This window comes from Stenotrophomonas sp. GbtcB23 (assembly GCF_019091045.1).
GTDB classification, from domain to species: domain Bacteria; phylum Pseudomonadota; class Gammaproteobacteria; order Xanthomonadales; family Xanthomonadaceae; genus Stenotrophomonas; species Stenotrophomonas rhizophila_A.
This window is the reverse complement of record NZ_JAGXKC010000560.1, coordinates 1-249: the sequence shown is the minus strand read 5'-3', so window position 1 is coordinate 249 and position 249 is coordinate 1. Positions and strand designations below refer to the sequence as shown.

The following is a 249-nucleotide window of genomic DNA, read 5'->3' as shown; positions in this document are numbered from 1 at the left end:
CGGCCGGGACGGCGCATCAGACCCTCGATGATGCGGATCAAGTCACCGCGAACCGTGCAGCAGATGCAGCCATTGTTCATCTCGAAGACTTCCTCATCGGCATCGACGATCAGGTCATTGTCGATGCCGACCTCGCCAAACTCATTGACGATGACCGCATACTTCCGGCCGTGCGGCTCGGAAAGGATGCGGTTTAGCAGGGTCGTCTTGCCCGCGCCGAGATAGCCGGTGAGCACGGTGACCGGGGTA

Annotated in this window: 1 protein-coding gene; it reads right to left on the bottom strand. The window is 60.6% G+C overall.

Annotated features, from left to right (window positions below):
- Positions 1-249, bottom strand: a 249-nt coding sequence (locus tag KVS69_RS20105; protein ID WP_302675400.1) for a GTP-binding protein, incomplete at both ends; no start/stop codon positions are given.